The sequence below is a fragment of the Phenylobacterium sp. genome, from assembly GCF_041919955.1.
Classification (GTDB): Bacteria; Pseudomonadota; Alphaproteobacteria; order Caulobacterales; family Caulobacteraceae; genus Phenylobacterium.
Map to the genome: position 1 here is coordinate 14,220 of NZ_JAYRSU010000009.1, position 22,717 is coordinate 36,936.

The following is a 22,717-nucleotide window of genomic DNA, read 5'->3' on the forward strand; positions in this document are numbered from 1 at the left end:
GGTGTAGGTGTTCTCGCCTTAACCGTCGCGCTTGATATAGGCCCCGGCCCAGCGCACGGCCATCATGTCGCCGAGCGGGATGTTCACCGCCCCGCGCACGCGGGTGGTGTTGTAGTTGCCGTATTCGCCGGTCAGCCAGCCGCTGATCTTGTCGTCGCCGACGACGGGCTTGTTGGTGATGATGTTGACGACGCCGCCGGTCGCGTTGCGGCCATAGAGAGTGCCTTGCGGGCCGCGCAGCACTTCCACCCGTTCCACGTCGTAGAATTCAGCGTCCGCCAGACGGTTGGAGGTGAGCGGGCTGTTGTTCTGGTGGAAGCTGACCCCGGCCTCGCCGGTGCCGACCACCTTGGTCCCGATGCCGCGGATGGAGAAGTTGTACCCGCCGAAGTTGGAGCGGGAGAAATTCACGTTCGGAATCGCCTGGAGCAGGTTCTGGCCGCCGTCGAGGCGCTGGGTCTTCAGCGTGTCCTCGGAGAAGGCGGAGACGGCCACGGGGACGTCCTGCAGGGCCTGTTCACGCCGCTGGGCGGTGACGACGAGTTCTTCAATGACTGACTGGGCAGAGGCGGGCTGCGCGGCCGCCGTGAGCGCGGCGGCGGATGCGCCCACGACCAACAGGCTCCGCAAACGCAGAGTATGCAACATTCCAGATTCCTCCCAAGGCGCCCGAGGCTCTCTACAAACCCGGCCCGGTACGCCAGCATCGCCGCCTCAGGTTTCGTTCAGGGTGCGCGGCTATTCCCCCAACGTTTCAAGGCTCAGCCCTAGTTGTGGAGTCTGTCAACGTGACGACGATAAGTTATCGGTGATTATGTCGAATCCGACAGCTTGCTGTGGCGTAAATACCAAACAATCGAAAACCATCAATTCAGAGTAGCCGCGGTGTGCTGCATGTGCGAGAACTGTGGTGCTTGAAGTAATCGAAATGTTGCGGTTGCGAACGGCCTCCGAAGCGCCTCATTCTTGGACTCCGGTACGGCTGACCGTCCTCCGCGGCGAGACGCCGGGCTTTCGCTTTGGCCGTGTAGCGCGCATATGGGGGCGATGAGCGAGGCCTCCCCCCAATCGCGCGCCCTTGTCCTGTTTTCGGGCGGTCAGGACTCCAGTGTCTGCCTGGCTTGGGCGCTGGCGCGTCACGCCCATGTCGAAACGGTCGGCTTCGACTACGGCCAGCGCCACGCTGTCGAAATGGAACAACGTTCTGTGGTTCGCGACGCGATCCGCGCGCAGTTTCCGCAATGGGCTGCCCGGCTGGGGGAGGATCATGTCCTGGACATGCGCGGCTTCGGCGCGGTCGGAGACACCGCCATGACGGCCGAGCGTGAGTTCGAGCTCACGGAAAAGGGCCTGCCGAATACCTATGTCCCTGGACGAAATTTGGTTTTTCTCACCTACGCAGCCGCCCTCGCGGACCGAAGAAAGCTGCGGTTTCTAGTGGGCGGTATGTGTGAGACCGACTTCTCGGGCTATCCAGACTGCCGTAGGGACACCCTTGATGCGCTGCAATCGGCGCTCAACCTGGGCATGGCGCAGGACTTCGTCGTCGAGACCCCTCTGATGTGGCTGACCAAGGCCCAGACCTGGGAACTGGCCGCTTCGCTAGGGGGGGAAGCGCTGGTCGAGCTGATCGTCGAGGACAGCCACACCTGTTATCGCGGGACCCGCGGCGCCCGTCACGACTGGGGCCACGGCTGCGGTGAATGCCCCGCCTGCGACCTGCGCCGCAAGGGCTGGAACGAGTGGGTGGCGGCCGGGCGACCGGGGCTGGCGGCGTGAGCTACGCGGTCAAGGAGATCTTTCTGACGCTCCAGGGCGAAGGCGGGCAGGCGGGCCAGCCGGCGGTGTTCTGCCGGTTTGCAGGCTGCAACCTGTGGTCCGGGCGGGAGGAGGATCGTGCGAGCGCGGTCTGCACTTTCTGCGACACGGACTTCGTGGGCATGGACGGAGAGGGCGGCGGCCGCTTCCAGACGGCTGGCGACCTTGCCGCGGCGATCGAGGCGGCCTGGACGGGCGGGTCCGAGCACCGGTTGGTGGTCTGCACCGGCGGCGAGCCGTTGCTGCAGGTCGATGGCCCGCTGATCGACGCCTTGCATGCGCGCGGCTTCCGCATTGCCCTGGAGACCAACGGCACCCTGCCTGCGCCGGAGGGGATCGACTGGGTGTGCGTCAGTCCCAAGGCCGATGCGCCGGTCATCCAGACCCGCGGCCAGGAACTGAAGCTGGTCTATCCGCAGCCCGGGGTCGATCCGGCCCGCTTCGAGCAGATGGATTTCGAGCGTTTTCTGCTCCAGCCCATGGATGGCCCGGCGCGCGTCGAAAACACGCAAGCAGCGATCGCCTATTGCCTTGCGCACCCGCGGTGGCGTTTAAGCGTCCAAACTCATAAGTATCTCGGCATTCCGTGACACGCGCGCCAAGCGCGGCCGGACCCCCCAAGACCTCCCAGATGACCCAGCCTGTCTTCGAAATCACCAAGGCGGCGACGTTCGACGCCGCGCACTACTTCCCCGAAGGGCCCGAGCACCGGCCCTATCGCAACCTGCACGGCCATTCGTTCAAGGTCGAGGCGACCGTGCGCGGCGCGCCGGCCGAGCCGATCGGCTGGGTGGTCGACCTCGCCGACCTCGACGGAGCGCTGAAGGCGGTCGCCGCCGAACTGGACCATGGGCTGCTCAACGAGAAGCCGGGGCTGGAGCGGCCCACGCTCGAGCACATCTGCCTCTATTTCGCAGAGCGGCTGAAGCCGGGCTTCCCCGGGCTGTCACGCGTCGTCGTCTCGCGCCCGACCATCGGCGAGAGCTGCGCGATGACGATCGCCTGAGACCTGCGTCTCAGGACGCGTGGGCGTCCTCAACGCGCGAGACGCCCTTGGCGGTGAGGCGGGCGTGGAAGTCGGCGCTCAGGGCGGCTAGGGTCACTTCGCCGAACCGCGCCAGCAGCAGAGCCTCGGCATCCTCGAAGGCCTGATCCAGCGCCGAGTTGACGGCCTGCTCGACCAAGCACTCCGGCGCGTCCGAGCGATTTCCTATGGCCAGCAGCGACGGCCGCCCCAGCGCCTCATAGACGTCGCGCAGGGTGACGGCTGCCAGGTCGCAGGCCAGGGTCCAGCCACCGCCATGGCCCTTTTCAGATTTCACATAGCCCTGGTCGCGCAGGCCCGACATCACGCGCCGGATCACCACCGGATTAGTGCTCATCGCCTGGGCCAGGACCTCGGAAGTCATCGGCCCGTCGTGCTCGGCCATGTGCAGCAGCACGTGGAGCACCCCGGAAAGTCGGCTGTCGCGTCTCATGAAACATCATGTGTTTCATGAAGGGGCGGGCGGCAAGGGGCCTCAGCGACGCCTGTCTTCATCCTTGTCGCCGTCCGGTATGACGGCGCCGGCGGCCATGCCCACGCCCTTGGCGGTGACGCCGACCGCCGTGCCGGCCACCCCAACCGCGGTTCCGGCCACCGCGCCGCCCACCGCCATGGCCATGCAGCCGGCCAGCGAGGCGGCAAGCGCGCCGAGGAGCGCGATGCGCGCGGCGGTGTGAAGAGGCGACATGTGCGTTGAGCTCCTGAGGCCTTTCACCTTTAGGGAGCGATGATCGCCAAAAGGTGGCGGAGCTAGAGCTGGATCGAGAGGACCTCGCCCTTGTCGCCGGCGCGCCGCCAAGGGCCGTCGTATCTCGGGTCGGTCCGCCGGCGGCGGTCGGGACCGAAATAGTCGTCGCTGCGGATGAAGGGGCGAGGATGGTCGATGACCAGCTGCAGCCGCTCCAGCACGCCGCGGGCGGTCATCGGCTTGGCCATGAACTCATTGACCCCGGCGTCGCGCGCCTCGGCGATCCGCTTGAGCGTGGCGTGGCCGGTGATCATGATGACCGGGACCATGCTGTTCGGGCTTTCGGGCGCGGTTCGGATCAGGCGCGCGAAGGCGATCCCGTCGACCGGCTCCATCGCCAGGTCTGTCAGCACGATGTCGACCGCGTGGTTGTGCAGGGCCTGCAGCCCCTCGGCCCCGTCGCTGGCCTCGAACGTCTGGGTGATGCCGACCGCGCGCAGAATCTGGGCGAGCAGCAGCCGTGTGTGTTTGTTGTCGTCGACGATCAGGATCTTCAGTCGATCGAGGCGCACGGCTTCACGCGAACAGGGGCGCGGAAGCGCGATTCTCCCGCCCCGCCATAACCTTTGTTAGCTGCGGGGTAGTTGCATGGTCAATGCCGGAAAACGGCGATCGGCGGGCGTTCGCCTCAGCGGCGGCCCGATCCGCCCGGGACGAAGGCGCCGCCGCCGGTCTGGGCCCTATGGCGAAGATAGGCGTCGGCCAGCACGCAGGCGGTCATGGCCTCGACCACCGGCACGGCGCGGATGCCCACGCAGGGGTCGTGGCGGCCCTTGGTGCGCAGATCGACCTCCTCGCCGGCTTCGTTCAGGCTGCGGCGCAGGGTGAGGATCGAGGAGGTGGGCTTGAAGGCGACGCGGGCGACGACCGGCGCGCCCGAGGAAACGCCGCCCAGGATGCCGCCGGCGCTGTTGGACAGGAACAGCGGCTCGCCGTCATTGCCCATCCGCATCTCGTCGGCGTTCTCCTCGCCCGAGAAGGCGGCGCTGGCGAAGCCGGCGCCGATCTCCACGCCCTTGGACGCGTTGATCGACATCAGAGCCGCAGCCAGTTCGGCGTCGAGCTTGCCATAGATCGGCGCGCCCCAACCGGCCGGCACCCCGGTCGCCTCGACCTCGACGATCGCTCCGGTGGACGAGCCGGCCTTGCGGACCTTCTCGAGGTGCTCCTCCCAAACCGGAACGGTCTGCGCGTCGGGGCACCAGAAGCCGTTCTCGTGCCGCTGGTCCCAGTCGAAGCGACTGCGATCGACGGCGTGCGGGCCGATCTGCACCACGGCGGCGCGGATGGTGACGCCGTCGAGGATCTTGCGCGCCACTGCGCCGGCCGCCACGCGCGCGGCGGTCTCGCGGGCCGAGGCCCGGCCGCCGCCGCGATAGTCGCGCACGCCGTATTTCGCGAAATAGGTGTAGTCGGCGTGGCCGGGACGGAACTGGGTGGCGATCTCGCCATAGTCGCGCGAGCGCTGGTCGACGTTCTCGATCAGCATCGAGATCGGCGTGCCGGTGGTCACCTGGCCGTCGGTCCGCTCGTCCTGGAAGACACCGGAGAGGATCTTCACCGAGTCCGGTTCCTGGCGCTGGGTGACGAACTTGCCCTGGCCCGGACGGCGCTGGTCCAGCCACACCTGGACTTCCTCGGCGGTCAGGCCAACGCCGGGAGGGCAGCCGTCGACCACGCAGCCCAGAGCGGGCCCGTGGCTCTCGCCCCAGGTGGTCACGCGGAACAGATGGCCGAAGGTGTTGTGCGACATGGCGGGGTTCTTAAAGCCGCGGCCGCGCCAAGGCTAGAGCGTGACGGCCTCAAGTGGAAGGCGGTTGAAGCGACCGTCACCCTCTAAACTTTTGAAGATAGACCTTTTTTATCCGGTCAGATGATTTTCTCTGAACCCGAAAGGGTCTAGGCCGCCCAGGCGGCGGCGAAGCGGCGACGCAGGGTCTGGGCGGCGCTGTCGGTGGTCCGGGCCTGTTCGGTCAGGCGCAGGAAGAGGTGACCCTGCGGGTGATCGCCCCGGGCCGGCAGGCCCTGGCCGGCCAAGCGGATCAGGCCGCGCTCGGCCGCCTTCTTGGTGATCCAGACCACCCGGCGGCCCAGCGGCGTATCGAGCGCCACGCGCCCGCCCTGGGCCAGGACATTGGGGTGCAGCGGCGTGGTCAGCCACACGTCGTGGCCGCGGACCATGACCTCGCCGTCGCCGCGCACGGCGATCTCGAAGTGATCGGACCCGGCGCGCAGGCCGTCGCCGGTGCGCAGGCCGGGCGGCAGGGTGATCTTCAGCCGCCGGCCGTCGGCGGTCTCGTGCAGCACAACGCCGCCGTTGAGCGCCAGAAGGGCGGTGATCGGCAGGATGCTGTGGTCGGCGGTGGTTTTCCTGACGGTGGCGGGCGGCTGGACGATCCTGCCCGCAGGAACAGGCTCGCTAAGCAGGCGGTGGGCCTCGACCAGCTCGCGGAACCGTTCCGGATCGCCCCCAACGTCCGGGTGCGCTGACTTGGCGGCCTCGCGGAATGCGCGGCGAAGCTCGGCTGGCGTGGCGGCCGGCGACACGCCCAGCATCGCGCGCGCCCGCTTCCTGTCCATCGAAGGGGCGAGGGGCGCGGTCATCGGGCGACTGTGAACGGCGCATGGTCAACGGCGCGTTAAACATGGCAAGCGCGCGCATAGGCGCTATATCGGCGGCATGAGCGACAAGGCCGCGATCCCCCCCTCGCCGAGCGAGGATGACTATGTCCGCCAGGTGACCGCGGCCGAGCCGCCGCCCCTGCTGTCGGCGACCGATCCGTTCGAGCTGTTCGCCGAGTGGATGAAGGACGCCGTCGCCAAGGAGCCGAACGATCCGAACGGCATGGCGCTGGCCACGGTCGACGACACCGGCATGCCCGACGTGCGCATGGTTCTGCTGAAGGACGCTGGGCCGGACGGCTTTGTCTTCTATAGCAATCTGGGCAGCGCAAAGGGCCGGCAACTCGCGGCCAATCCCAAGGCCGCCTTGCTGTTCCACTGGAAAAGCCTGCGCCGCCAGGTGCGCGTGCGCGGGATCGTCACCCCGACGACGCCGGAGGAGGCCGACGCCTATTTCGCGACCCGCGCGCGGCCGGCCCAGATCGGCGCCTGGGCGTCCGAGCAGAGCCAGCCGCTGCCTGACCGCCTGGCGCTGGAGAAGCGCATCGCCGAGATCGGGCTGAAGTTCGGCCTGGGCAAGGTGCCGCGCCCGCCGCACTGGTCGGGCTTCCGTGTGCAGCCCGAGGTGATCGAGTTCTGGCGCGACCGGCCGTTCCGCCTGCACGAGCGTTTGACCTTCACCCGCGTCGGGGAGGGCTGGACCACCCAGCGCCTCTATCCTTGACCGACGCTGAAGAGGCCGAGGTCGTCGCCTGGCTGGAAGGCGCCGCCGAACGTAAGATCGAGACCGGCTGCGCCTGGGTGTTCCTGGCGGGCGAGACGGCGTTCAAGGTCAAGAAGCGGGTCGACCTGGGCTTCCTGGACTATTCGACCCTGGACCTGCGGTTCTGGGCGCTGGAGCGCGAGCTGCGGTTCAATCGCGCCGCCACCTCGGACATCTATCGCGCCGTGCGCAGGATCACCCGCGCCGGCGGCGGCGGACTGGAACTGGACGGCCCTGGCGCGACGGTCGAGTACGCGCTGGAGATGCGCCGCTTCGACGAGGGCGCCGTGCTGGCGGCCCAGCCGTGGGCGGTCGACGGGAAGCTGGCCGAGGCCATGGGGCGCGAGGTCGCTTCGGTCCACGCCCGGGCCGAACTGCGTCCGCAGGGCGGCGGCGGCAAGGCGCTGAAATACACCATCGATTCCAACGCCAAGCTGATCCGCGAGCTCTCGCCCAAGCTGGGCCACGAACGGGTCGAGGCGCTGATCGCCGCCACCGACGCAGAGTATTTCCGCTGCGAGGCGCTGCTGGACGCGCGCCGCGACGCCGGCTTCGCGCGCCAGTGCCACGCCGATCTGCACCTGGGGAATATCCTGCTGGAGGACGGCAAGCCGGTCCTCTTCGACTGTATCGAGTTCAACGACATCCTGTCGGACATCGATATCCAGTACGATCTGGCCTTCCTGCTGATGGACCTCGATTTCCGCCGCCGCCGCGACGCGGCCGTGCGGGTGCTGTCGGCCTATATCGACGAGGGCCTTCGCCGGTTCGACCGCGGCCTGCTGAACGGGCTCGCCGCCCTGCCGCTGATGATGGCGGTGCGCGCGGGCGTGCGCACCCATGTCCAGGCACACAGCGGCGACATCGAAGCCGCCAGCGCCTATCTCGACGCCGGCCTGCGCCACCTTGCCCCGCAGCCGCCGAAGCTGGCCGCGGTGGGCGGGTTGTCGGGCTCGGGCAAGTCGACCTTCGCGCGGCTGATCGCGCCGGGCTTGGGCGCGTCTCCGGGTGCGGTGGTGCTGCGCACCGACGAAATCCGCAAGCGCCTGCTGGGCGTGCCGCCGGAGGCCTCGCTGCCGGTCAGCGTCTATTCGCCGTCGTTCTACAACGAGGTCTACGACACCCTCTTCGCCGACGCTCGGGCCCTGCTGGACGCGGGCCGGGCCGTGGTGGTCGACGCCACCTTCATCCAACCCGAACTGCGCGGCCGGGCGGAAGCTCTGGCCCGCGAGGCAGGCGTACCGTTCCACGGCGTCTGGCTGGAGGCGGCGCCCGAGGTGCTGGCCAAGCGCATCGAGGGGCGGGAAGGGGACGCGTCGGACGCCACGGTCGCCACCCTGCGCATGCAGCTCGACCGTGACGTCGGCCCGATCGACTGGGTCCGCGTCGATGCGTCCGGCCCGGCCCAGGACGCGGCCGAGGCCTGGTCGATCGAGCACGGCGGCTCGCCGCTGCCTTAAACCGCTTGTCCAGCGACCCAGCCGGACGACCATGCCCACTGGAAATTGTAGCCGCCGAGCCACCCGGTGACGTCCACCACCTCGCCGATGAAGTAGAGCCCAGGCACGGATTTGGCCTGCAGGGTCTTGGAGTCGAGCCCATTGGTGTCGACCCCGCCGAGGGTGACCTCGGCCGTACGGTAGCCTTCCGAGCCGACCGGCTTGACGGTCCAGGCGTTCACCGCGGTGTCGATGCGGCCGATGGCCTTGTCGGAGAGGTCGCCGGCGTTGGCCGGCGCTGCGGCGTCTTCCAGGATCATCTGGGCCAGCCGGCGGGGCAGGTGCTCGGAGAGCACGGTGATCGCCGCCTGCTTGCCGCGGGTCTGGCGGGCGGTCTTCAAGGTCGCGGCGATGTCGACGCCGGGGGCCATGGAGACCGTGATCGCCTGGCCCTCACGCCAGTAGGACGAGATCTGCAGGATCGCCGGGCCTGAGAGGCCGCGGTGGGTGAACAGCATGGCCTCGGCGAACTTCGTCTTGCCGCTGCTCACGACCGTGTCGGTCGAGACGCCGGCCAGGGGCTTCAGCCGCTCCAGCATTCCGACCTCGAAGGTCAGGGGCACCAGGGCCGGCCGTGTGTCGACCACGTTCAGGCCGAACTGACGGGCGACCTCGTAGCCGTAGCCGGTGGCGCCCATCTTCGGGATCGACTTGCCCCCGGTCGCAATGACGAGAGAAGCGCAGGCGAGCGGACCCCCGCTAGTCGCGAGCGAGAAGCCCTCGTCCTCCTGCTCGATCCGCTCGACGGTGGTCTTCAGCCGCAGGGTCACGCCAGCCGCCTTCATCGCGCGGGTCAGCATGGCGATGATCTCTTTCGCCGAGCCGTCACAGAACAGCTGGCCGAGGGTCTTCTCGTGATAGGCGATCCCCTCGCGCTCGACCCAGGCGACGAAGTCCTTGGCGGTGTAGCGACGCAGGGCCGAGATCGCGAAATGCGGATTGGCCGAGATGAAATTGGCCGGCGCGGCGTTGACGTTGGTGAAGTTGCAGCGACCGCCGCCGGAGATGCGGATCTTCTCGCCAGGCGCATCGGCGTGATCAATCACCAGCACCTTGCGGCCGCGCTTGCCGGCCTCGATGGCGCACATCATGCCGGCCGCGCCCGCTCCGATCACGATGACGTCGAACTGGTCCAAGGCGATCTCCGAAGCCCCGCAGAAGAGCCGGCCCATCGACAGGACCAGGCGCGCAAAGTCAACGCAGGCGCGCCCCGGCGAGGATCCGTCGCCGGGCCGTCGCGGCGGCGTCATCGTGGATCGCTAGGAAGCCGCGCCCCAACTCGAACGGCGATATGCAAACGCTCGCAGACAGTTTACGTCGCGTTGCATTGCACACTTGGTGAATCTAGCTTGCGGCCATTCATAAAAAGCCGTGTCGGGAGGAGTTGAAATGCAAGGCTTGATGCAGGACTGGCCGCTGACGGTCGATAAGATCCTGGACCACGCCAAGACCTGGCATGGCGGCCGCGAAGTGGTGAGCCGCTCGGTCGAGGGACCGATCGTGCGCACGACCTATGCGCAGATCCACGAGCGCGCCAAGCGAGTCTCCAACGCCCTGATCGGCCTGGGTGTTCAGCCCGGCGACCGCGTCGCCACACTGGCCTGGAACACTGGCCGCCACATCGAAGCCTGGTACGGGATCATGGGCATCGGGGCGGTCTGCCACACGCTCAATCCCCGGCTCTTCGCAGAGCAGCTCTGCTACATCATCAATCACGCCGAAGACCGGGTGATCTTCACCGACCTGACCTTCCTGCCGGTGCTGCTGGAAAACCGGGACAAGATGCCGACGGTGAAGCACTTCATCGTCATGACCGACGAGGCGACGCTGGGCGACAAGTTCCCCGGCGCCCTGGCCTACGAAACCTTGGTGTCGAACGCCTCGCCTCATGCCAACTGGGGCGGATTCGACGAGAATACCGCCGCGGGCCTTTGCTACACCTCGGGCACCACGGGAAATCCCAAGGGCGTGCTCTATTCGCACCGCTCGAACTTCATTCACACGCTCGTGACCATGGGGTCCGACGTGTTGGGCATCAAGGCGACCGACACGGTGCTGCCGGTGGTGCCGATGTTCCACGCCAATGCCTGGGGCCTGGCCTTCTCGGCCCCGGCCGTGGGCGCCAAGCTGGTCATGCCGGGCCAGAAGCTGGACGGCGCGTCCGTGCACGAACTGCTCGAGACAGAAGGCGTGACCTTCTCGGCCGCCGTGCCCACGGTGTGGCAGATGCTGTTGCAGCACCTGCGCTCCAGCAAGGGCAAACTGACGACCCTGAAGCGCGTCGTCATCGGCGGCTCGGCTGTGCCCGAGAGCATTGTGCGCGGCTTCCGCGACGAGTTCGGCGTCGATGTGACCCACGCCTGGGGCATGACCGAGACCTCGCCGCTCGGCACCCAGGCGACGCCGAACGCGGCGATCGAGCAGATGGACCCAGAGGCCCAACTGCAATTCAAGCTGAAGCAGGGCCGCGCGCCCCTGGGCATCCAGCTCAAGCTGGTGGACGACGAGGAGAAGGAGCTGCCCCACGACGGCCATACCTTTGGCCGCCTGAAGGTCTCCGGTCCGTTCGTGGTCGGCCAATACTTCAAGGCCGAGGGCGGCCAGATCCTCGACGAGGATGGATATTTCGACACCGGCGACGTGGCGACGCTGGACGAGCACGGCTTCATGCAGATCACCGATCGCGCCAAGGACGTGATCAAGTCGGGCGGCGAGTGGATTTCGTCGATCGAGATCGAGAACATCGCCGCCGGCCATCCGAAGGCTGAACTGGCCGCGGTGATCGGCGTGGCTCACCCCAAGTGGGACGAGCGTCCGCTGCTGCTGGTCAAGCTGAAGCCTGGCGAAGTGGCGACCCGCGACGAGTTCCTGCAGTTCCTCGAAGGCAAGATCGCGAAGTGGTGGACGCCGGACGACGTGGTTTTCGTCGACGACATCCCGCTCGGCGCGACCGGCAAGATCGACAAGAAGCTGATCCGCGACCGAATGAAGGACTACGTCCTGCCGGCCGCCCCCGCGGCCAGCGCGGTCCCCCTGGCGGCCACGCCAGAGCCCAAGATCTACGCGCCCGAGCCGGCGCCGGCCGTGCACCCGGACCACGACGACGACGGCGCATGGCTGCACTGGACGCCGGGCCCCGACCAGACGCTGGATCGCGGCGCGAGCGCCAAGCGCACTGGCCCCCCGCAAGGGGAGGCCCCGGCGGAAGCCGTGCGCCCTTTTCGGCGGAGCTGAAAGCGGCTGAGCCGCCTGCCGCGGCTCGGGCGGCGTCGACCGCGCCCTCGAAAGGGCGCGCGGCCGGGCGACCCGTGTCGCACAGTTTCGCCGACATCTATCTGCACCTTGCTACGGCCATGGCTCTGGCGCCTGGGGCCTTGGTCGCGCTCGGCCTGCTCGCGCCTCGCCTCGGCCTGTTCCGCGATCCCTACGCCGTGCAGGTCCTGGCGCTCGACATCGCGCCCCAGATCGCTCTGGGCAGCGTTGCGGCCGGCGTGTTCGGGGTGCTGGTCGCCCTGATCGCGGGCTTTTCGCGGTTTTGGCTGCGGGCGCTGCTGGCCCTGGTCATCACCACGGCGACGCTGTTCGCCTATGTCTGGGAGCGCGAGGCGCACGGCCCGGCGCAGCAGGCCCAAGCCCAGGCGGCGCTCGCGCTCCGCTGAGGCTCAGCTCGCCAGGCGATAGTCGCTATCCAGGCCGGGCTCGCCGTCGGTGGCGACGATCCCGCGGCGGACCAGGTCGATCATGTGGCCCAGCACCGAGCGCGCCGCCGCCGGCCACAGGCGCTTGTCGACTTCGGCATAAAGCACCGGCACCATGTCCTTGATCCGGCCGTGGCCCTCGCCGACCGCTTTCACCACCTGAGCCTCACGGGCGCGGCGGTGGGCGATATAGGCGTCGATGAACGGGGCGACTTCGAGCACCGGCGGGCCGTGAGTCGGCCACAGGACGTCGAAACCGCGCGCCTTCACCTTCTCCAGGCTCTCCATATAGGCGGTCATGTCGCCGTCCGGCGGCGAGACGACCGTGGTGGACCAACCCATGATGTGGTCGCCGGAGAACAGGGCGTTTTCTTCCTTCAGGGCGAAGCAGATGTGGTTTGAGGTGTGACCGGGGGTGGCGACCGCCTCCAGCGTCCAGCCGGGCCCCTCGAACACCGCCCCCCCGCCGCAGATGTCGACGTCGGGCGTGAAGTCGAGGTCGTGGCCCGCCTCGGTGATGACGGTGGAGTCCCCGGCCTTTGCGCCGACCGCGCAGCCATAGATCTTCGCGCCCGTCTTCTCCTGTAGAGGCCGGGCGAGCGGCGAATGGTCGGAATGGTGGTGGGTCACCAGGATGTGCGTGACGGTCTCGCCCTCCAGCGCCGCCATCAGCGCGTCGAGATGCTCGGGCAGATCGGGACCGGGATCGATCACCGCGACCTCGCCCCTGCCAATGATGTAGGTGCCGGTGCCCAGATAGGTGAATGGGCCGGGATTGTTGGCCACCACCCGCCGGATCAGCGGCGAGACCTGGTCGCAGGCGCCGTACTCGAAATGGATCTCGCGAACATAAGGGATCATCGGGACTATCCTGAAACGGCGCCCGCCTTGCTGCTACGCCCCTTAAATTGGTGAGCGAGGTCGGTCATGGCGGCGGACACGGCGATTTATGTATCAAAACGGCTCCAGCGGGCGGCCTTTGCTCTGCTGTGTCTCCTGGCGGCGCAACTGGTGCTCGCCGTGGCGAGCTGCGAGCCCGAACCGGTCGCCATGGGCGCGGCGCGGATTTCGCTGGAGCAGAAGCGGTAACCCAGGGCGCTCGGGTCCGATAGCCCTCAAAGCGCCGGGCGAGCTAGCCGCCGCGCATCAGCCTCTCGCCGACGCGGGGGGCGACGCGCATCAAGGTGCGCAGAAGCTTGGCCCGATCGACGTAGATCTCCGAGCGTCCGGCCTTCAGGCCCTCGACCACCTCGGCGGCGGCCCGTTCGGGCGTGATCTTGCCGCGCCCGCGTCCGGCGGTCATGTCGGTGTCGACCAGGGCCATCACCGCCTCGACGACGTGAACGTGAGGCGCGCGGTCCTCGCACTGGTAACGCAGGGCCTTGGTGAAGCTGCGCACAGCGGCCTTCGTCGCGCAGTAGACCGGCGCCCCGGCCTTGGGGGCCAATGCCAGGCCGCTGGTGATGTTGACGATGGCCGGAGCCGGGCGCCGTTTCAGGACCGGCAGGAGGCCGGTCGAGAGCGCGACCACAGCGCTGAAATTGAGGGCGATCTCCGACTGCAATGGGTCCCGCAGGTCATCGGGCGCGTCGTTCAGGAAATCGGTCTGCGTCTGGACTGCGGCGTTGTTGACGACGATCGAGAGGTTCGGATGGAGGGCCGGCAGGTCGCGAACCAGGGCGTCGACCTCCGCTGCTTTCGACAGATCGGCGATCCAGCCGTGCGCGCGGCCTGGAAACTGCGCCTCCAGGCGGGCGACGCGTTCGCGGTTGCGGCCGACGGCGACGACTTCGGCGCCCTCGTCCAGCAGCCGGCGAGAGAGGGCCAGACCGATGCCGTGGGCGCCGCCGGTGACAAGCACGGTGCGGCCGGCGAGGCGCAGAAGAGACATGCGGGATTCCTTCAGGCGACGTGAGGACGAGGGAGCAGGACGCGGTCCACCAGGTCCCGGGCCTGTTGCGGGTGGGGCGGCGACTGGAGCACCAGCAACTGGAAGAACGGCGGGCCGAGCAGCAGGTCGAGCGTCAGGCCGATGTCCGCATCCGGGGGCAGCAGGCCCTCGTGGCGCGCGCGCACGACAAGCCCGTGCAGCGGGCCGGCGTCACGAAGCTGGTCCGTCATGCGCCGCAGGGCGGTCGAGAGCTCCGGCTCTTGCGCCGCCTCGGAGACCACGGCCCGGATGGCTGGGCCCAGAAGGCCTTGACCCAGCGCGGCCATCTTGGCGCTCATCACGCCGACCAGATCGGCGCGGACGTCGCCGGTCAGCGGAACCGCATGGGCGGAGAGGGCCAGGCCGTGCTGGATCGCCGCCGCCACCAGCGCGAACTTGCTTGGCCAGCGACGATAGATCGTCGCCTTGCTGACCCGTGCCGCGGCCGCAAGCGCGCCTGTACTGGCGCCGTGATAGCCGCGCTCGGCCAGCAGCCGGAGCATCGTCGAAAGGATCGCCCCGGTCGCTTCATCGTTGCGCGGCCGCCCGACCGGCCGGATTTCAATTCGAGTACCCATCGGTACCCATCCGGCCGCAGGAATTTCGGTACCGTCAAGTACCGATTCGGAAGTCTAGCGCGGGAAGGCGCCCGAGAGGTCGTAGCCGGCCTGGGCGCCGAGCTCGACCAGCTCGTCGCGTGTGCGCTCGTCGGCCTGGAATTGGCCTAGCGACCAGGTGACGATCGAACGGGTGCCTGAGCGGCAGAAGGCGAGGACCGGCCCGCCTGCGGCCTCGACGGCTCGGTAGTTGGCTTCGACCTGGTCGGGGGTCGGGCCGCCTCGGACCGGAATGTGGACATAGTCCAGCCCGGCGGCGCGGGCGGCGGCCTCCACTTCGGCGCTGGTCGGCTGGCCAGGTTCCTCGCCGTCGGGGCGGTTGTTGATCACCAGCTTGAAGCCGTCGCCGGCCGCGCGGGCGAGGTCGTCCAGGGCGATCTGGGGCGAGACGGAGAGCTGATCGGTGACGCGGCGGAATTCGGTCATGGGGCGGCCTGCTAGATACGGGTTACTTTACGCGGCGGGCGCGGATGGCGCGCTGACCGTCGACATTCATGAAGTAGCTGCCCATCGACGCCTTGCGGATGTCGACCTTGGCGCCCTTCTTCGGCTCGCGGAACAGGGCCTCGTTGTCGTTCTGCGCCCAGACCGCGCCACCCTCCAGCTCGAAGGTCCATTTCCCGTCGCCGCCTCGATAGGCGCGCTCGATCGCCAGGGAGACGTTGTCCAGGTCCTCGGTCTTCTCGCCGCGCTCGAACATGGCCAGCGACGGCAGGGTGAAACCGAAGGCCTGGCGGCGCACAGCCTTGGCTTGTTCGCGGTCGACCACGACAATGTCGCCCTTCTGCTCGGCGACATCGAGGGCGCCGACGGCCGCGTCGTAACAGGCGAGACGCTCGGCGGAATCGGTCTTGGTCTTGCAGTCCATCAGGCTCTTCAGCATGGCCGGCCGCTCCTCGGCCCCTGCGCAAGCGGCGGCGGCCGTCAAGGCGAGAGCCGCGCCGGCGGCGAGCAGCGCGCGTGAAGGAATGTGCATCCTGCGGAACCTCTGATTTGAACTTGGCTATTGATAGGGGGCGGCCGGGCCTCGGCAACTGCGGATTTCAGCCGCCTCGCAGCCGGTCGCAACCGCCTGATGGCGAAAGGCGCGCAAAAAAATGGCGTAGCGGATCGTCCGACCTCGTTCGTCGGCTCCCTCCGTCCGGACGTCTTCACCGCCTCGGCGTGCGGCCGAGGCCTGCGACCGGATCCGCCCCCCGGTTTGGTTGCAATTGAGACTATCTACTTATGCGGGCAGGGAAAAACCCGCGCGCCGGGCGGGAGCCGGCTGCGGCGCCGGGATACGGCATGTGTTACCGACGCCTTAATCGGATGGAGATTTCCGGCGTCAAACCTGTTGCTCAAAAAGGGAAGAAACGTGCGCCGCAGCCCTCTGGCGGCACAATCTGTGACCAGAATGCGACAGGTTGGCGTCCACAACATTGCGAGAGTTTAATCAGCGTTGACCCCTCTGACGTATGACCCGTAACTCCGACGTAACCGGGTTCACCACGAGTCCGGGACCGAACCTTTTGTGGGGAGCTGGCATCGCCGCCGATCGGTAGGTGGGCCGCTGGAGGATCTAGACCTTGAAAACCATGACCACGCGGGAACGCCTTCTGGCGTCTTCCATGATCTGCGGTGCGGCCTTTGCGGCCATCGCGGCCACCCCGGCCAGCGCGCAGAGCCAACAGGAAGTCCAGGAAGTCGTCGTCACCGGTTCGCGTATCGTCCGTCAGGACTACGTGGCCAACAGCCCGATCGCGACCGTCACCGGCGACGCCACCGTCGCCAACGCCGACGTCACGCTCGACATGTACCTGAACACCCTGCCGCAGGTTAACCCGGCGGGCAGCTCGACCTCCAACAACCCCGGCAACAACGGCCAGTCGAACATCGACCTTCGCGGCTTCGGCGCGAACCGTAACGTCGTCCTGGTCGACGGCCGCCGTCCGATGGTGTCCGCGAACACCATGACGGTCGACCTGAACACCATTCCGCAGGCCCTGATCGAGGGCATCGAAGTGATCACCGGCGGCGCCGGTGCGGCCTACGGCGCCGACGCCATCGCCGGCGCGGTCAACGTCAAGCTGAAGACGAACTTCGAAGGCATCGACTTCCGCGCCAACTACTCGAACGCCACCGAAAACTGGGACGCCAAGGAATACCAGTTTTCGCTCGTGGTCGGCGGCAACTTCGCTGACGGCAAGGGCAACGCGGTGTTCGGCTTCGACCGTTCGTTCCGTGAAAGCCTGCTGAAGTCGCAACGCGAATTCTCGCAGAACGCCACCTCGACGACCTCCTTCCTGCCGGAAGGCGCGCTGTTCTGGGATGCGCGCAACGCGCCGACCAAGGCTGCCCTGGACGCCGTCTTCGCCGGCTACGGCGTCGCGTCGAACAAGATTGGCCTCGGGTCCGGCACGCTCGGCTTCAACATGGACGGTTCGCTGTTCTACAAGGGCGTGTTCAACAACCCGCTCGACGTCCAGAATTTCAAGTATCCGATCGACGGCGCGGTGAACCAGTCGCTGTACCCGGATCTGTACAGCTATAACTTCGACTACGTGAACATCCTGGTCCTGCCGATGGACCGTTATTCGTTCATGTTCAAGACGAACTACGAGCTGGACAACGGCATCGAGTTCTTCGTCAACGCCGGCTGGACCGAATACACCGCCGTCACCGCCCTGGCGCCGACGCCGTTCCCGACCGTCAACACGCGTAACCCGACGACCGCTGGTTCCACCGACGTTCAGTCCGCCCTGGTCAACACGATTTGCCCGACCGGGACGAACCCGAACGCGGCTTGCCAGATCGCTCAGCAGATCGTCGTTCCGCTGACCAACCCCTTCATCCCGAACGACCTGCGCACGCTGCTGGCGTCGCGGACCGGCGACGATCCTCGCCTGGTTGGCGCCGGCGCCGCCGAACCGTTCCTGATGCGTCAGCGCTCGCTGGATCTTGGCCTGCGTGAATCGCGCTTCGAAAACACCGTCGTCCAGTTCATGGCCGGCGTGCGTGGCCCGATCGGCGACACCGGCCTGACCTTCGAAGCTTCGGTGGCCGAAGGCCGCACCGAGATCGACGAAACCCAGACCGGCAACCTGAACACCCAGCGTCTGCAAGGCCTCCTGGAAGCCGCTGACGGCGGCAAGAGCGTCTGCGACGGCGGCTTCAACATCTTCGGCCGCCAGCCGATCTCGGCGTCCTGCCGTGAGTACCTGGCCGCCCAGACGACGCTGTCGACCGAGATGAAGCAGCAGATCGCCCAGGCGTTCGTCACTGGCCCGATCTACCAACTGCCGGCCGGCGACCTGTCCTTCGTGCTCGGCGTCGAATACCGCGGCTTCGAATACGACTTCGATCCGGGCGCGGCTTCCGGCCCGATCTCGGGCGCCAACACCCAGGATCCCGACAAGGGCACCAACTCGTTCAAGGACGTGTTCGGCGAAGTCCTGATCCCGATCGTCAAGGATCAACCCTGGATCCAGAACCTGGAACTGTCGCTCGGCGCCCGTTACTCGGAAGCCGAATTCGCCGACAAGCTGACGGGCCGTTCGGTCGGTCCGCGCGGTTCGTGGGCCTACAAGGGCGAACTGAACTGGACCATCAACGACCTGCTGCGCGCGCGGATGTCCTATCAGCGCTCGGTGCGTGAGCCGAACTTCTCGGAACTGTTCGCGGGCGGCGGCTCGTCGCCGCAGTACTTCGACCCCTGCTCGGTCACCAGCCAGGCTCGTAAGGGCGCCAACGCCGCTCAAGTCACCGCCCTCTGCCTCGCGCAGGGTGTCGGCGCCAGCGCCATTGGCAACTACGTGCAGACCCCAGGTTCGCAGATCGGCGTGGACCTGACCGGGAACCTCGACCTCGAGCCGGAAGAAGGCAAGACCTTCACCGCCGGTATCGTGTGGCGCTCGCCCTGGGACAACCAGTGGCTGTCGCGCCTGCAAGGTTCGGTCGACTACTATAACATCAAGATCGACAAGGCGATCCTGACCCCGACCCCGAACCAGATCGTGGCCGCGTGCTTCAACTACTACGGCACCAACCCGACCTACGACATCAACAACGCGAACTGCCAAGGGCCTTTCCGTGGCGGCGGCGACATCCTGTGGGTCTACAACCCGGCTGATGCGGACGGTCTGTTCGCCAACAGCAACGGCGGCAAGCAGCAGTCGAGCGGCCTGGACTTCCAGTTCGACTGGGGCTTCGACGCCGAATGGCTGGGCGCCGACTCCAAGTGGGGTTCGGTCCGTGTGAACGCCCTGATCACCCACGTGATCGAGTTCAAGCAGCAGGATCCGATCGCCGGCGTGCCGGAGCTCGACTTCGCGGGCACCATCTCCTACTTCGGCGCCGGCCTCGGCACGAGCTTCCCGAAGTGGAAGGCGACGGTGAACGCCGAATGGTCGCTGTTCCAGGACTTCAAGATCAACGCCCGTGGCCGCTACATCGGCGCCATGGACAACCGTCTTGACGTTGAGTTCCCGGGCGAGACCGAGTTCACGGGCGTGGACGCTGTCTGGTACTGGGACTTCGCCGGCACCTGGGCTGTCACCGACAATGTCGAGCTGAAGCTGGGCCTGAACAACGCCTTCGACAAGAAGCCGGAAGTCTACGCCCCGAACGTTCAGTCGGGCACCGATCCGTCGACCTACGACGTGGTTGGCCGTCGCGTGTTCGGCGCGATCAAGCTGCGCTTCTAAGAACAGCCTGAACCCTAACGGCTCTGGGGCGGCGGACTTCGGTCCGCCGCCCTTTTGCTGTCAGGCGCAAAGAAAAACGCGCGGCCCGCAGACCGCGCGTCGTCATATCGAACGTCTTGAGAGGCTCAGGCGTAGCCGAGCAGGTCTCGCAGGCCCGGAGCCATGTGATCGACCAGCTGCTTTTGCGTATCCGGCAGGATCTCCGGAATCGTCTGGCCGCTCGACAGGTGCTCGCGCGCGGTGGCGCTGTGCTTGCGATCCGAACCGATCCGGACCCGCTCGCGCCAGTCGGCGGGCAGGGCGGCTATGCCGAACGCGGCGAGCAACTGGGCGAAGAACATTTCCGCCGCCGGCGTATCCAACGCCTTCAGGTTGGCGACGATGTCCTCGTAGCGTACGACGTGGACGCCGGTCCCCATCCACGCCACGGCGTGAAACAGGAAGACCTCGCGCAGCGCCGGCCCGCGGCCGGGGATTCCGAAAATGACCAGATTCATCATCTGCTCGACGCTGACTGCGCCGTTCTTCAGGTGGTTCTGGTGCGGGTGGTCGAACTGGTCGGACAGGTTGAATCGGGTCCGGGCCAGCACGTAGTCATAGGGATCGCGGACCAGCACGACGTTGTTGGCGTGTTTCAGCGCCATCAGAGACATGTCCGCGAACAGCATGTGTCCGACGCTGAACATGGGGCGCTGCGGATGCAGCGCCGCCTTGTGCTGCTCCAGGTTCGGGATCTGGAGGAACTCGCGGTCGTAGTGCTGCTGAGCCGGGACGAACATCCGCACGATGTTGCGCAGCAGGTGCGTCCCGCACTTGGGCACGCTGTTCAGGAACGCGGTCTGGCGCAGCGGCGTCTGGGAGAACCGCTGGACCTCGGCGCCCAGGGTGTCGGGCCTGCTGATCACCTTCGCCGCGAGCACGATATCCTCCGTAGGTTCAGTGTCTTGGATTACCGGCTCGCCCGCCCGATGGAAATGGCGTTCAGCCGGCGGACGTCGGGCGCAGGGCCCGGGTGCGGAACCACTTCGAGATGATCCACTTCTCGCCGCTGGTCGGCGGGGCGCCGGTATGCAGGGTCATGGGATCGACCGACCCGTCGGCCGTAACGCTGTCGAAGACCAGCGCCGAGCCCTTGGCGGGCTTGAACTTCAGGTCCAGCCGCGGGAACTCGGTCGCGCCGCCTTCGAAGTCTTCGTTGAGATAGACCAGGACGGTGCGGATCCGCTGGCCGCGTTCGGCAAGGTGGCGCGCGTTGGCCGGCGTTTCCGGGATGTAGTCCACGTGAGGCGCGTAGCGCTCGCCGGGCGCATAGTGCAGTACGCCCAATCCCTCGCCGTTCTCGGTGGGCAGGCCCGCGACCTCGGCCAGGCGATGATTGATCAGTTCCAGCAGCAGGTCGCTGTCCGCGAGCCCAAAGTGCATGACGCGGTTCGAGCGCACGTCCTCGACGCTCTCGCCGCCCGTCTCATTGACGATCATGCCGCGCTGCAGGGCGGGCTCGCCCATGGCGACGACATAGTCGCACAGCCAGCCGGGCAGGAGATCGTGAACGATCGAAATCGCCGGGGCGTCGCTGATCACTTCGCGCCGCAGAGGCGCCTCGAACACCGACAGGTCAGCCGTGGTTTCCAGGACGTCCCAGTTCACGCTGGAGGGGCGTGCGGGCGCGTGGCCCAGAATGCGCCGCGCCGGCTCGAATTCGTCGGCCGCGGCGACCGCCATCGCAGCCTGGGCGAGGGGCGCGTTGGGGCCCTTGAGACCGGTCAGCAGGCCCAGTTGGCAGGCCGCATGGGCGTCGCCGGCCTTGGCGCCCTTGACCAGCCACGACAGAGCCCGCGGCGTGTTGCGCGCTGTTCCGACCCCGCCGGCGTCGATGACGGTGGCGAGGCGCAGCCCCAACTCGTCGCCGGCGTTCGCGGCCGCGACGATGCGGGCCACGCCGTCGGCAAGGTTCTGCGGAATCTTGAAGCCCACCAGCTGCCACAGGCCCAGTTTGGCGTGCGCCGCAGGAAAGCCGGCCTTCGCGGACTTCATCCACCAGGCCAGAGCCTCGTCCAGGCGCCCGTTCTGTTCGCAGACCTGGGCAAGCAGGTCCTGGGCGGCCGGATCGCCACGTTCGGCGGCGGCGAGAAGCTGGTCGTAGGTAATGCTCATGGCGCTGTTCTAGCGTCTCGCGCGACCTCAGTGCACGGCGTTTTCGATTTGCGCCGAGCTGTCCGCGTGGCATCTCGGGACAGGGGAGACTTTCGTGAACGCAAGACTGAATCGCCGTAGTGCGATCACCGTGATCGGGGCCGGGCTGGCCGCCGGCTGCGCGACCACGATCGAACGGCTCGCGCCGCCCGTTCTCGTCAATCTTGCCGATCAGGCGCCGCCCGCCGCCGACGACACCGCCCAGCTCGGGTCGGCGGCGGACTCGGCGCGGCGCATGACGGCGCCGGTCCATATCAACGGTCACGGCCCTTTCGACTTCGTCATCGACACCGGCGCCAATCGCACGGTCGTGTCGCGGGAGCTGGCGACCGCCCTGGCCATGCCGGCGGCGGGCAAGGCGCAGATCCATGGCATCGCCGGGGTCGAACCGTCCGAGACGGTGCTCATCGGCCGGCTCGACGTCGGCCGTGTGACCTCGGCACGCCTCCGCGCCCCCGTCCTCGAACGCGCCCGGCTGGGCGCCGACGGGCTGCTGGGTGTCGATGTTCTGAAGAACCGGCGTGTGGCCATGGACTTCCGCCAGAACACCTTCACCATCGGCAAGCCGGACGAGGAGGCGCGCACCAACCGCAACGCCTCCGACAGCCGCATCCGCGACAACGCTGCAGACTTCGCGGCGATCGACAACGTCGTGATCGTCCCGGCCCGTTATCGGTTCGGCCAACTCATCATCATCGATGCGGACATGGGCGGGGTGCCGGTGACGGCCTTCCTTGACTCCGGCTCGCAGAACACCGTGGGCAATCTCAAGCTGCACGAGCAGCTCAAGGTCACGCCCTTCGCCCTGACCGCCCAGGTCTCCATCGTCGAACTGATCAGCGCCACCGGCCAGCGCGCCCAGGGCGAACTGTCGACCGTGCCGCCCCTGCGCATGGGCGGCCTCAGCGTCGGCAATCTCTCGGCGGTGTTCGCCGACCTGCACATCTTCAAGCTCTGGGAGCTCAACGACCGCCCGGCGATCCTGATCGGGATCGACGTGATGCGGCACTTCGAAGCCATCGAGCTCGACTTCGCCAATCGGCGGGTGCTGTTCCGCACGCCGTCCCGGGCATTGCGTCGCCCGGGATAGGCCGCGGCG

Annotated in this window: 24 protein-coding genes; 10 read left to right on the forward strand and 14 right to left on the reverse strand. The window is 67.5% G+C overall.

Annotated features, from left to right (window positions below):
• Positions 1-18: 18 nt before the first annotated feature.
• Entirely contained in the window at positions 19-612 is a 594-nt protein-coding gene (locus ACE3T2_RS09610) for a TonB-dependent receptor plug domain-containing protein (protein ID WP_374656908.1), read from the reverse strand.
• A gap of 435 nt (positions 613-1,047) precedes the next feature.
• Between ACE3T2_RS09610 and queC the strand changes: the two genes are divergently transcribed.
• Genes queC through ACE3T2_RS09625 form a run of 3 tightly spaced genes read left to right on the forward strand, consistent with a single transcriptional unit; the run spans position 1,048 to position 2,824 of the window.
• Positions 1,048-1,779 carry a 7-cyano-7-deazaguanine synthase QueC gene (gene queC / locus ACE3T2_RS09615; RefSeq protein ID WP_374657014.1) on the forward strand — a complete coding sequence of 244 codons (732 nt, stop codon included), beginning with the start codon at positions 1,048-1,050 and terminating at the stop codon, positions 1,777-1,779.
• Positions 1,776-2,408 (forward strand): 7-carboxy-7-deazaguanine synthase, encoded by a 633-nt coding sequence (gene queE, locus ACE3T2_RS09620; RefSeq protein WP_374656909.1) that lies wholly within the window; start codon positions 1,776-1,778, stop codon positions 2,406-2,408. The genes queC and queE overlap by 4 nt, the downstream gene beginning before the upstream one ends.
• 41 nt (positions 2,409-2,449) lie before the next feature.
• Positions 2,450-2,824 carry a 6-pyruvoyl tetrahydropterin synthase family protein gene (locus ACE3T2_RS09625; RefSeq protein WP_374656910.1) on the forward strand — a complete coding sequence of 125 codons (375 nt, stop codon included), beginning with the start codon at positions 2,450-2,452 and terminating at the stop codon, positions 2,822-2,824.
• A gap of 10 nt (positions 2,825-2,834) precedes the next feature.
• Here ACE3T2_RS09625 and ACE3T2_RS09630 read toward each other — a convergent pair whose 3' ends face one another.
• The 5 genes from ACE3T2_RS09630 to ACE3T2_RS09650 form a co-directional block, all read right to left on the reverse strand.
• Positions 2,835-3,296 (reverse strand): Rrf2 family transcriptional regulator, encoded by a 462-nt coding sequence (locus ACE3T2_RS09630; RefSeq protein ID WP_374656911.1) that lies wholly within the window; start codon positions 3,294-3,296, stop codon positions 2,835-2,837.
• A 42-nt stretch (positions 3,297-3,338) separates the two neighbouring features.
• A complete protein-coding gene (locus ACE3T2_RS09635) occupies positions 3,339-3,551 on the reverse strand; it encodes a hypothetical protein (RefSeq protein ID WP_374656912.1) in 213 nt (70 codons plus the stop codon).
• A gap of 62 nt (positions 3,552-3,613) precedes the next feature.
• Positions 3,614-4,123, reverse strand: a complete 510-nt coding sequence (locus ACE3T2_RS09640; RefSeq protein WP_374656913.1) for a response regulator — start codon at positions 4,121-4,123, stop codon at positions 3,614-3,616.
• A gap of 116 nt (positions 4,124-4,239) precedes the next feature.
• The gene (gene aroC / locus ACE3T2_RS09645) at positions 4,240-5,364 is read right to left on the reverse strand and encodes a chorismate synthase (protein WP_374656914.1); all 1,125 of its coding nucleotides are present in this window, start codon (positions 5,362-5,364) and stop codon (positions 4,240-4,242) included.
• Between the two features lie 146 nt (positions 5,365-5,510).
• The gene (locus ACE3T2_RS09650; RefSeq protein ID WP_374656915.1) at positions 5,511-6,167 is read right to left on the reverse strand and encodes a DnaJ domain-containing protein; all 657 of its coding nucleotides are present in this window, start codon (positions 6,165-6,167) and stop codon (positions 5,511-5,513) included.
• Positions 6,168-6,291: 124 nt separating this feature from the next.
• On the opposite strand from ACE3T2_RS09650, the gene pdxH reads away from it, so the two are divergent.
• On the forward strand, positions 6,292-6,957 hold the full coding sequence (gene pdxH, locus ACE3T2_RS09655) for a pyridoxamine 5'-phosphate oxidase (protein ID WP_374656916.1): 666 nt from the start codon (positions 6,292-6,294) through the stop codon (positions 6,955-6,957).
• Positions 6,954-8,456: an AAA family ATPase gene (locus ACE3T2_RS09660; RefSeq protein WP_374656917.1), complete on the forward strand. Its 1,503-nt coding sequence runs from the start codon at positions 6,954-6,956 to the stop codon at positions 8,454-8,456. Before pdxH ends, ACE3T2_RS09660 begins: the two co-directional genes overlap by 4 nt.
• On the opposite strand, the gene ACE3T2_RS09665 is transcribed toward ACE3T2_RS09660, so the two are convergent.
• The gene (locus ACE3T2_RS09665; protein ID WP_374656918.1) at positions 8,453-9,631 is read right to left on the reverse strand and encodes an NAD(P)/FAD-dependent oxidoreductase; all 1,179 of its coding nucleotides are present in this window, start codon (positions 9,629-9,631) and stop codon (positions 8,453-8,455) included. The two genes, ACE3T2_RS09660 and ACE3T2_RS09665, sit on opposite strands and share 4 nt — an antisense overlap.
• A 253-nt stretch (positions 9,632-9,884) precedes the next feature.
• On the opposite strand from ACE3T2_RS09665, the gene ACE3T2_RS09670 reads away from it, so the two are divergent.
• The gene (locus ACE3T2_RS09670) at positions 9,885-11,729 is read left to right on the forward strand and encodes a long-chain-fatty-acid--CoA ligase (RefSeq protein WP_374656919.1); all 1,845 of its coding nucleotides are present in this window, start codon (positions 9,885-9,887) and stop codon (positions 11,727-11,729) included.
• Positions 11,730-11,803: 74 nt separating this feature from the next.
• On the forward strand, positions 11,804-12,154 hold the full coding sequence (locus ACE3T2_RS09675; RefSeq protein WP_374656920.1) for a hypothetical protein: 351 nt from the start codon (positions 11,804-11,806) through the stop codon (positions 12,152-12,154).
• Between the two features lie 3 nt (positions 12,155-12,157).
• On the opposite strand, the gene ACE3T2_RS09680 is transcribed toward ACE3T2_RS09675, so the two are convergent.
• A complete protein-coding gene (locus tag ACE3T2_RS09680; RefSeq protein WP_374656921.1) occupies positions 12,158-13,054 on the reverse strand; it encodes an MBL fold metallo-hydrolase in 897 nt (298 codons plus the stop codon).
• 66 nt (positions 13,055-13,120) lie between these two features.
• Between ACE3T2_RS09680 and ACE3T2_RS09685 the strand changes: the two genes are divergently transcribed.
• Entirely contained in the window at positions 13,121-13,282 is a 162-nt protein-coding gene (locus ACE3T2_RS09685; protein WP_374656922.1) for a hypothetical protein, read from the forward strand.
• Between the two features lie 43 nt (positions 13,283-13,325).
• Here ACE3T2_RS09685 and ACE3T2_RS09690 read toward each other — a convergent pair whose 3' ends face one another.
• Genes ACE3T2_RS09690 through ACE3T2_RS09705 form a run of 4 tightly spaced genes read right to left on the reverse strand, consistent with a single transcriptional unit; the run spans position 13,326 to position 15,716 of the window.
• Entirely contained in the window at positions 13,326-14,084 is a 759-nt protein-coding gene (locus tag ACE3T2_RS09690; protein WP_374656923.1) for an SDR family oxidoreductase, read from the reverse strand.
• An 11-nt stretch (positions 14,085-14,095) separates the two neighbouring features.
• Entirely contained in the window at positions 14,096-14,701 is a 606-nt protein-coding gene (locus ACE3T2_RS09695) for a TetR/AcrR family transcriptional regulator (protein ID WP_374656924.1), read from the reverse strand.
• A gap of 54 nt (positions 14,702-14,755) precedes the next feature.
• Positions 14,756-15,166, reverse strand: coding sequence for a TIGR01244 family sulfur transferase (locus ACE3T2_RS09700; RefSeq protein WP_374656925.1), 411 nt, complete (start codon positions 15,164-15,166; stop codon positions 14,756-14,758).
• Positions 15,167-15,188: 22 nt separating this feature from the next.
• Positions 15,189-15,716: a hypothetical protein gene (locus ACE3T2_RS09705; RefSeq protein ID WP_374656926.1), complete on the reverse strand. Its 528-nt coding sequence runs from the start codon at positions 15,714-15,716 to the stop codon at positions 15,189-15,191.
• A gap of 601 nt (positions 15,717-16,317) precedes the next feature.
• On the opposite strand from ACE3T2_RS09705, the gene ACE3T2_RS09710 reads away from it, so the two are divergent.
• Positions 16,318-19,425 (forward strand): TonB-dependent receptor domain-containing protein, encoded by a 3,108-nt coding sequence (locus tag ACE3T2_RS09710; protein WP_374656927.1) that lies wholly within the window; start codon positions 16,318-16,320, stop codon positions 19,423-19,425.
• 125 nt (positions 19,426-19,550) lie between these two features.
• On the opposite strand, the gene ACE3T2_RS09715 is transcribed toward ACE3T2_RS09710, so the two are convergent.
• Entirely contained in the window at positions 19,551-20,345 is a 795-nt protein-coding gene (locus ACE3T2_RS09715) for a sulfotransferase domain-containing protein (RefSeq protein WP_374656928.1), read from the reverse strand.
• Between the two features lie 61 nt (positions 20,346-20,406).
• A complete protein-coding gene (locus ACE3T2_RS09720) occupies positions 20,407-21,579 on the reverse strand; it encodes a 2OG-Fe(II) oxygenase (RefSeq protein ID WP_374656929.1) in 1,173 nt (390 codons plus the stop codon).
• 94 nt (positions 21,580-21,673) lie between these two features.
• On the opposite strand from ACE3T2_RS09720, the gene ACE3T2_RS09725 reads away from it, so the two are divergent.
• Entirely contained in the window at positions 21,674-22,708 is a 1,035-nt protein-coding gene (locus ACE3T2_RS09725; RefSeq protein ID WP_374656930.1) for a retroviral-like aspartic protease family protein, read from the forward strand.
• Positions 22,709-22,717: the final 9 nt, after the last annotated feature.